We start from the raw sequence: 8,615 nt of genomic DNA on the forward strand, positions 1-8,615 counted from the left end.
TGGCCGCAGATCGTGCCCAGTCGGACCTGTCTGAGTTGTGACGTCTGCTGCCGGTTTCCCGAGCCGGACAGTTTTCTCCGGCCCTGGTTCACGGCAGAAGAAATCACGAAAGCCGTGGCGCGCGGGATTGACCGAAAACATTTTCCCGATTCGAACGGCAGTCAAGTTCACGTCGTACCACATCCGACCGGCGACGGCTATCTCTGTCCGGCCTTCGATCCGGCCACCTCGCACTGCCGTATTTACGAGGACCGACCATTGGACTGCCAGCTCTACCCGCTGGCGATTATGAAATCCGAGGATGGCCGCGAGGTGGTGTTGGGGTGGGATGCCAAGTGTCCCTATATGCGTGACGAGCTCCCATCCGAGATTGTGACCCATGCCAAGCGAGTGTTTGGTCTGCTCGAGCGGGACGAGACCGTGGAGTTGCTGGCTCAAAATCCGCGCCTGATCGGTCGGTTCCAGGAAGATGTCGTCATACTGCGCATGCTACCGAAGCTCACGGCGCGGCTGGGCGGCATGCAAGCGGGCACGGCACATCCGTTTACCGTCGCTGAGCGCGTACGGCTCGAAGCAGCCTGCGGGCTGGTGGATACGCCGCTGGCGCACTACGCGGCGCCGCCACACTTACTCTGGAAGGATCTGTTCCGCTACGTGTGGACTGAGATAGCGGGAACGTTTTGTCTATTTGCCGAATATGCCGATGGCGTCTTCATGCCGCTGCCGCCCTTGAGCGCACGACCAAACCGCGAAGCCTTTGCAAGCGCGTTTGCGTTGATGCGTGCCCGCAATCATGGCCGCGCTGTGAGTCGGATCGAAAACGTGCCTGAAGAATGGACAACCCCGCTGGGAAGTTGGGGCTACCATGTGAAGCCGAAGGACCCAGACTACCTTTATAAGACCGTCGATCTGGTAGCACTAGCGGGAGACAAGTACAAGTCGCAGCGGGCGGCGTGCAACCGACTGGAGCGTGAACATGCGGTGCAGATGCTGCCGTTCCAGAACGGGGATCGCGAGGCCTGCCTCGTATTGTTTCGCGCATGGTCACAGCAGAAGCAGACGAAGGGGCTCAACGCATTCAGCCAGCAGTTATTGACCGATTCGGAAGCCGCGCATCGCGAAGCGCTGACGCATCATCGTGAACTGGGTCTGGCCGGATGGGTCGTGAAGTTTGATGGACAGGTGCGGGCCTACACGTTCGGCTATGTACGGTCGGCGTCCGTGTTCTGCGTGTTGCTGGAAGTGGCCGACCGCTCGGTGCACGGCCTGTCGGCATGGATCTTCCGCGAACACTGCCGCGCGGCGGCAGAGCGCGGGCAGGTATTCATCAATACGATGGACGATTCAGGCTTGCTGACCCTCGCGCAGTCCAAGCGGGCCTATCATCCGATTCAACTTGTTGCCAATTACATTGTGACGGAAGCGTGAATCTGTTGTGCTGACGCACGACGCGGCTTATAATCCGGCCATCACATGAGCGAGAAACATCCGAAAAAGGGCCACGAGCAGGACATTGACCACTACCGCGTGCGGCAGGAGCCGTACTACGCGGAAGTGGGCTGCGAGATCAATCTATTCACGACTGCGGCAAAAAAGAAAATGCCGGTCATGCTCAAAGGGCCGACGGGCTGCGGGAAGACGCGCTTCGTGCAGCACATGGCGTGGAAACTGGGCCGCCCGCTGATCACCGTGGCCTGCCACGAAGACCTAACCGCGTCCGATCTCGTCGGCCGCTATCTGTTGAAGGGGGACGACACTCTCTGGCTTGACGGCCCGCTCACGCTCGGCGTAAAGCACGGCGCGATTGTCTATCTCGACGAGGTGGTCGAGGCGCGCAAAGACACGACGGTCATCATCCATCCGCTCTCCGACGACCGGCGCCTCCTGCCAATTGAGAAAAAGGGCCAGGTGATCGAAGCTGTGGATGACTTTCTGCTCGTCATCTCCTACAACCCCGGGTACCAAAGCGTTTTAAAGGATCTCAAGCAAAGCACGAAACAGCGGTTTATGGCGATCGAATTCACCTATCCGCCGGCCACGATTGAAGTGCAAGTCATTGAGAAGGAAGCGGGCGTGAACAAAGACATTGCGCAAAAGCTTGTGAAGCTTGGGGAGAAGGTCCGCAACCTCCGCAACCATGGGCTTGAAGAAGGCGTGAGTACGCGGCTGCTCATCTATGCTGGCCAGTTGATTGCCACGGGCATTGCCCCCGCCCGCGCCTGCGATGCCGCTGTCGCCAGACCCATCACCGACGATCCCGACATGCAACGCAGCATCGCCGAGCTCGTCAAAGCGATTTTCTAACGCACACGGATACCGATCCGGTTCGAGACAGCCCTGACGGGGCCGTCCTGACCGTGTCCGGTCACCCGAATGCGTGCAAGACAGAATTTGTCGATCTGCACGGCGGCGCGATGAAATTTCGCGCGGCCTCGCCGCCGGAGGGGGCGGCGCCGCCAACGACATGCTGTGCGCCTATCCTGCCAAATGCTTTGGATTGTCTAAAAAAGCAGTCACGGCACAGAGCGGGCAGTCATCACGGAAGAAACGCCTTCTGCTCATGGGCGTACCAGCTAGCTGTGTGCGGGCTGCGTTGATGATCGGCTAGGACTGTGTGGTAGAAGAGTGTTCCGCCGCTTTGTGGCGAAGCGCACGGCCTTTGTCGGGCGTGGGATCTTCAATCAGCCCGTAGGTCTGTCGGCCTTCGTGATTCTCGGGAAGATATTCCGTGATCGGCATGCCGTCCTCGCGCACGAAGAGGAGGCAGTGACAGTATTTGTAGATCTGCATCTCGTCACAGGCGCAAATCCAGCGACGCAGCTTCGCCTCTTCCTTCTTATCCTTGTAGAAATTGCACGGGCACAGCGGTTTGCCGAGCTCGTCCACGTGCATGGCGAGGCCCTTGACGACTGCCTCGGTCACGGCGGCATGGGGATGCATGGTTGTGCCGCTCTTCTGGGCAAACCCCTTCACGTACTTCCACATCTTGTCGAGACTGTCCTTAGTTGGTTCGGCCATGATGCTCCTCAGGCGGTCAGCGCGCCCTGCGCCTTGAGGAATACGCGCCGCCGGTCGCGCCGCGAGGCCTGACCGGGGCGTCGCGTTCGCTCACGTCGCGCAGGGCAATAAACTCAGCCATAATGGTTCCTCTCCGGCCTCTCTCGGACATTTGCGCGGGCCAGTTTACAAGCAGGAGAGCCTCCTTTACAATCCGCAAATTCGTCATTTGACTGATCATGGCACAGGACAAATTAGCAGAACGATTGACTGGGGCACTCGGCCGGAATCTGGCGGCTGATGTGGCCGCGGCCTGCACGCAAGCTGGACAGGCAGCAGCCGTGCTGGCGCTGCTGGATGAGTTGCGCGAGGCATCCGCTAAGGTGGAAACGAGCGCGATCGAAGCGCTACCTGAACTCCAAAAGCGCGGCGTGCTGCAGGAAGCATCTGCCTGGCTCGATCTGGGCGTAGCCCTGGCCGGAGCGTCGGGCGCCACCGCGCTACGCTTCTTCAAAGACAGTCCGCTCGTACTGGCTTTGTTGGCGCCAGCGATGCGGAACATCGCGCTCTCGCTCGCACTGGAGCTGGCTGAGGACGACTCGAATGTCGCGCTGGAGTTTTTCCGCCGCACACCGGAATTGCTGACCGTGCTTCCGGCTTCTGATTTGTCAGCCTGGGCCGAGGCCTGCGCCGAGCTTGCGAAAGTCGAGTATGTGTTGGGGATTGAATTTGTGCGACAGGTGCCGGCAGTCGCGCAGGTGCTGCCGCTTGAATTAGTCCGACCGTGGCTTCAGTTTGGCATGAAGCTCGTCACTGAGAACAGCCTCGGCAAAACTGATTATGTCGGCACGCTGGAATTTTTCCGTACGAGCCCGGCGATTTTAGGCGATCTCGAGTTTCTCTCGTCCCGCAAGGCCCTGATTGAGATCGGCTCCGTCGTGGCCGGGCATTCGCCGCAACTGGCGATTGATCTGCTGGCTGAGGCGCCCGCGCTGCTGCGCAAGTTTCCCTCAGAAGATTGGCAGGTAGGCGTACTGCGCTACGCGCCGCTCGTAGCCGGACGGGATGCCGAGGCCGCAGTCAATTATCTACGCCGCTGTCCGGAGATTATCGCGCTGCTGGGTGAGACCCCGGACCGGCAGGCCAAATTTGAGCAGTGGTTCAAGAGCGGGATGGAGGTGCTGGAGTTCAGTCTAGACGGTGGGCGGGCGTACTTCGCGCTGGCGACCAAGAAAGCGCTGGCCTCGGTCGAGCAGGCGATGAGTGGCGTACCGCTTCGCCAGATCGCGCGCCCCCTGAAGCTGTTTGTGGAAGGTTTGTGCGGGTCGGACATCGCGATTCACGCGCTGCCGGATGCGCCGGAGGCCGGGAAGGAAGCGCCGCGCGCGACAGTCAGTGCAGACGGACGGACGATCCTGTTACCACCACTGCTGCGTCGCTATCCGACGCAGGAAGAAAACATCCGGCTCTACACGGTCATGGCCGCGCACGAAGCGGGCCATCTGGAGTTTGGAACCTACAATCTCTCATTGACCGCACTGCGCGATGTGATGGAAGCGGTGGGCAAACGGTACGGACGCACGGCAGATGCGCCCACCCTCGCGGAGTTCTTTCAAGTCTACCCGCAGCCCGGCCTGATGCGCGATCTCTGGACCGTGTTGGAAGATGCGCGCGTCGAGCACCGGCTTCGGCACGAATATCCCGGCCTGAAGGTCGACCTGGCCCGGCAGGCGCAGGAAGCCATCACAACGCACACGCTCGCGCAGGGGATGACGGTTCGCGAAGTCGTCGTGGACGCGCTGCTCCTCTTGTCCACCGCCGAGCCGGGGGCCTTCACGATTCCTGCTTCCGTCAACGATGTGGTGCAAGACGCGTGGCAGTTCTGCCGGCCGTTGCTGCAACCGGATGCGACAGCCGCGGATGTCGTGCGTGTGGCCGATCGTGTCTATGCACTGTTAGAGACACGGTTAAAACCGGTGACGCTGTTGCAGAAGACTGACGATCCCGTGCGCGAGCAGGAAACGGATCTCGGCGTGGGTCCGCAGGCAGCTGAAACGCAGACAGACCAGTACAAGCCGGTCACTAACTGGGTCTATCGCGGCGCGATGAATCCGGACGTGATTGGGACAAAGCCGGGCGATACGGGTGACTCGGGATCATCGCAGATGACGGCGGGCACCGAGGGCTCCGGGATCACCACGATGAATAAATCAGGCGGGTTGAAGGAGGGCGCGCGCCCGACGCCAACGGCGTCGGGCGTCGGCATGGCCGAACCGCAGCGCGGCTCTGGCATGATTCCGGATTCGGCTGCCGATCAATTGCTGGCCGTCAGCGATGACCGGCGTGGCGTACAGGCGGCGGCTTCGCCATCCGAACGCGTGTTTCTCTACGACGAATGGGACGGGCTAATTCAGGATTACCGTTCGCGCTGGTGTCGCGTGGTCGAGCAGACCGCGGCGGAAGCCACAACAGACTTTGCCGAGCTCACACTGGCGGGGCACGGACCGGCGGTGCGCCTGCTGAGGCGCTATTTCGAAAGCATCCGTCCGCCGGGATTGCGACGTGTGCGCGGGCAGGTTGATGGCGATGAGATTGATCTCGACGCGTTAATCCGGCGCGCGGCCGACCGCGCGGCAGGGGTAGATCCGTCTGACCGCCTCTATATTCACAGCCAAAAACGCGAGCGCGACGTCGCGGTGGCTTTTCTGGTGGACTTGAGCGGTTCGACGAGCCGGCAGGTCGAGGCTGGCGGCAAGCGCGTGGTGGACGTGGAGAAAGAAGGGCTCGTGCTGCTTTGTGAGGCGCTGGAAGCCGTTGGCGATCAGTATGCCATCTACGGCTATTCGGGCCGCGGACGGTCGCAGGTGGATTTCGTTGTGCTCAAGGAGTTCGACGAGCACGACCGCAGCCTGCCGGCCCGCCGCATTGGCGCTGTGACGCCATTGCATCAGAATCGCGACGGCGCAGCCATCAGACATGCGGTTGCCAAGCTGAATGCGCGGGACGCGAAGGTGAAGCTGCTGATCCTCTTGAGCGACGGCAAGCCGCTCGATGATGGCTACGCGGATGAGTATGCGCTGGAGGACACAAAGCGGGCGTTGCGCGAGGCGCGTATGGCGGGCGTGGATCCCTTCTGTATCACCGTGGACCGGAACGCGGATGGTTATCTCAAACGCATGTATGGCGACGTGAGTTTTCTGGTGATTGACCAGGTGGCGGCTCTGCCAGATCGGCTGCCACGGATCTATCAGCGGCTGACGGCCTAAGAGGACGACGCCCACGATGAACCGCGACGTGCCTCCGTGGCTCTACAAACTGTTCACCGGCCATCAGTACCCCTACGTGCGGCGGCTGGCGAAGTTCGCGCGGCCGGTCAAGCCCGGCGAGGATCGGCCCGAGCCGACGAAAGACGAAATTGACGTGAAGTTTTGGGAAGTCTTTCCCCGCTGCCGGGCGAAGATTCTCCAAGAAGTGAAGGAAGGCATGATCGTGACCTTCCACGATCTCGGGGAATATCCGCCGGGCGGTTATCAGGAGCTGATTGACGGCCCCGAGGGTTTTCTGGCAAAGACCTACGGCAAGAAGAAGATCAAGGTAAATTTTTACGATGGCGAGAATTTCGTCTGCACGATCAATTTCAAGGTGGCCGGCTGGACGGGACACGAGGAAGGGCATTGAGATGGCACGACCGATGGTGACAGTCGTCGGAGCGGGGAACGTCGGTGGTACGGCGGCGCAGAAGCTGGCTGAGACAAACCGCTATGACGTGGTGCTGGTGGATATCGCGCCGGGTCTGCCGCAGGGCAAGGCATTGGATTTGACGCAGGCCGGGCCGGTGCACGGCTACAACACGCGCGTGGTCGGCACCAACGGCTACGATGAAACGGCCGGCTCGGCCGTGGCGGTGATCACCTCGGGCATCCCACGCAAGCCGGGCATGAGCCGCGATGAGCTGCTCGCGACCAATGCGAAGATTGTCACGAGCGTGGTGACGGAACTGGTCAAGCGATCGCCAGACATCATGCTGATCCTGGTCACGAATCCGCTGGACGCCATGACCTACGTCGCGCACAAGGTCAGCGGCCTGCCGAAGCAGCGGGTGATGGGCATGGCGGGCGTGCTCGACTCGGCGCGGTTTCGTGCCTTCATCGCCGAAGCACTGAATGTGCCGGCAACCGACGTGCAGGCGATGGTACTGGGCGGACACGGCGACACCATGGTGCCGCTGCTCAAGTATACGACGGTCAAGGGCAAGCCGATCACGGAGCTGTTGTCCAAAGATAAACTCGCTGCGCTTGTGAAGCGGACGCAGGACGGGGGTGCGGAGATCGTGAATCTGCTCAAAACCGGCAGCGCCTTCTACGCGCCGGCGGCTTCCGCCGTGGACATGGTGGAGTCGGTTCTGGAAGATCAGAAGCGCGTGCTGCCCTGCGCGGTGAAATGCGAGGGCGAGTATGGCATCAATGGCCTCTTCGTTGGCGTGCCGGCCAAGCTGGGCCGCAAGGGCGTCGAAGCGATCGAACAGTACGACTTGTCACTGGAGGAGAAGGCCGCGCTGACCGCATCCGCAAAGGCCGTCAAGGAGCTTTGTGAGGCGGTGGATCGGCTCCTCTAGCAAGGGGCAAGTGAGGGGGCCTTGAGCGATAGGCTATAAGTGTGAAAAAAGCAGTTGCTACAAGTCTGATTTTTCCCCATCGCCGAGTCCCCAGAGCCTTCTGGTAACAACTTGACATTTCGTCAGAGCGTGCGCTACAGACTGCACAGCAGTAAACCTCTAGGCCGGTATGGAGGCCCTAAATGAAATTTCTTGAAAATCCCAATCAGACGATGATCGCCGGGTTCGTGCTAGCCGGTATCCTGACGGCCGGGTGGATGGGGATGTCGGGCGCCTCGCCGGGTCCTGAGGCTTGGGCGCAGCAATTCGTCCGCTGGGTTCATTTACTCGCTGGTATTACCTGGATCGGGCTGCTGTATTTCTTTAATCTGATCAACGCGGGTTTTCTAAAGAGCCTGGACGCAGGACAGAAGGGCGTGGTGATTCCACGGCTGATGCCGTCGGCGCTCAACTGGTTCCGTCATGGTGCGACGGTCACGGTGCTCGCGGGCATCGTGCTGATCCACTTCACGCATCCGTCGTTGGAAGGCACCGGCGACAAGGCGGCCTGGCTGGGCGGTTTGTTGGGTCTTATCATGATGGGCAACGTGCATGGCATCATTTGGCCCAACCAGAAGAAGATCATTGCGGCGACGGCGGACGCGGCAGCGGGCAAGCCCGCGCCGCCTGAGATGGCCACTTGGGCAAAGAAGGCGCTCTACGCCTCGCGGATCAATTTCATGCTTTCGATTCCGATGCTGTTCTTCATGGGGGCCGCGGGCCACTTACACTAAGCGCGCCGCGCGCTTGTGGTAGAAGAGTCGTGTGCCGCGGATGTCAGCGCGGCACCCCCGATCTGTGTATTGCCAGATCGGAGACAACTGCGGCAGGTAATCGTGCGGCGGTAGGGTAACCGGCACAGCGTTTCAGCGGGTCGGGTACAGTACAAGCCAGTCGGGATTCGTCCTGCGTGCGCGGACGAAACGACTGGCTTTTTTATTGCGCAGATTGAGGAGTTGCGAGA

At 60.9% G+C, this 8,615-nt stretch carries 8 protein-coding genes; 7 read left to right on the forward strand and 1 reads right to left on the reverse strand.

What is annotated here, in order from left to right:
- From FJ248_08515 to FJ248_08525, 3 genes are all read left to right on the forward strand, one after another.
- Nucleotides 1–1,428: DUF2156 domain-containing protein (locus tag FJ248_08515; protein MBM4120921.1), on the forward strand; the 1,428-nt coding region annotated here is incomplete at its 5' end.
- Nucleotides 1,429–1,473: 45 nt separating this feature from the next.
- Complete coding sequence (locus tag FJ248_08520; GenBank protein MBM4120922.1) at nt 1,474–2,304, forward strand: CbbQ/NirQ/NorQ/GpvN family protein; 831 nt, start codon at nt 1,474–1,476, stop codon at nt 2,302–2,304.
- A gap of 73 nt (nt 2,305–2,377) precedes the next feature.
- A complete protein-coding gene (locus FJ248_08525) occupies nt 2,378–2,608 on the forward strand; it encodes a DUF167 domain-containing protein (protein MBM4120923.1) in 231 nt (76 codons plus the stop codon).
- Here FJ248_08525 and FJ248_08530 read toward each other — a convergent pair.
- Nucleotides 2,605–3,018: a ferredoxin:thioredoxin reductase gene (locus tag FJ248_08530; GenBank protein MBM4120924.1), complete on the reverse strand. Its 414-nt coding sequence runs from the start codon at nt 3,016–3,018 to the stop codon at nt 2,605–2,607. The two genes, FJ248_08525 and FJ248_08530, sit on opposite strands and share 4 nt — an antisense overlap.
- Nucleotides 3,019–3,236: 218 nt before the next feature.
- Here FJ248_08530 and FJ248_08535 point away from each other — a divergent pair, with 218 nt between their 5' ends.
- From FJ248_08535 to FJ248_08550, 4 genes are all read left to right on the forward strand, one after another.
- Nucleotides 3,237–6,263 (forward strand): VWA domain-containing protein, encoded by a 3,027-nt coding sequence (locus FJ248_08535; protein ID MBM4120925.1) that lies wholly within the window; start codon nt 3,237–3,239, stop codon nt 6,261–6,263.
- A gap of 16 nt (nt 6,264–6,279) precedes the next feature.
- Nucleotides 6,280–6,675, forward strand: a complete 396-nt coding sequence (locus tag FJ248_08540) for a hypothetical protein (protein ID MBM4120926.1) — start codon at nt 6,280–6,282, stop codon at nt 6,673–6,675.
- Nucleotide 6,676: 1 nt separating this feature from the next.
- On the forward strand, nt 6,677–7,612 hold the full coding sequence (gene mdh, locus FJ248_08545; GenBank protein ID MBM4120927.1) for a malate dehydrogenase: 936 nt from the start codon (nt 6,677–6,679) through the stop codon (nt 7,610–7,612).
- A 182-nt stretch (nt 7,613–7,794) separates the two neighbouring features.
- Nucleotides 7,795–8,385 carry a hypothetical protein gene (locus tag FJ248_08550; protein ID MBM4120928.1) on the forward strand — a complete coding sequence of 197 codons (591 nt, stop codon included), beginning with the start codon at nt 7,795–7,797 and terminating at the stop codon, nt 8,383–8,385.
- Nucleotides 8,386–8,615: the final 230 nt, after the last annotated feature.

It is taken from the genome of Nitrospira sp., assembly GCA_016873435.1.
Classification (GTDB): Bacteria; Nitrospirota; Nitrospiria; order Nitrospirales; family Nitrospiraceae; genus VGXF01.

Coding starts and splice junctions, on each gene's coding strand:
- FJ248_08520 (MBM4120922.1), top strand. CDS start 1,474: ATGAGCGAGAAACATCCGAAAAAGGGCCACGAGCAGGACATTGACCAC.
- FJ248_08530 (MBM4120924.1), bottom strand. CDS start 3,018: ATGGCCGAACCAACTAAGGACAGTCTCGACAAGATGTGGAAGTACGTG.
- FJ248_08535 (MBM4120925.1), top strand. CDS start 3,237: ATGGCACAGGACAAATTAGCAGAACGATTGACTGGGGCACTCGGCCGG.
- FJ248_08540 (MBM4120926.1), top strand. CDS start 6,280: ATGAACCGCGACGTGCCTCCGTGGCTCTACAAACTGTTCACCGGCCAT.
- mdh (MBM4120927.1), top strand. CDS start 6,677: ATGGCACGACCGATGGTGACAGTCGTCGGAGCGGGGAACGTCGGTGGT.
- FJ248_08550 (MBM4120928.1), top strand. CDS start 7,795: ATGAAATTTCTTGAAAATCCCAATCAGACGATGATCGCCGGGTTCGTG.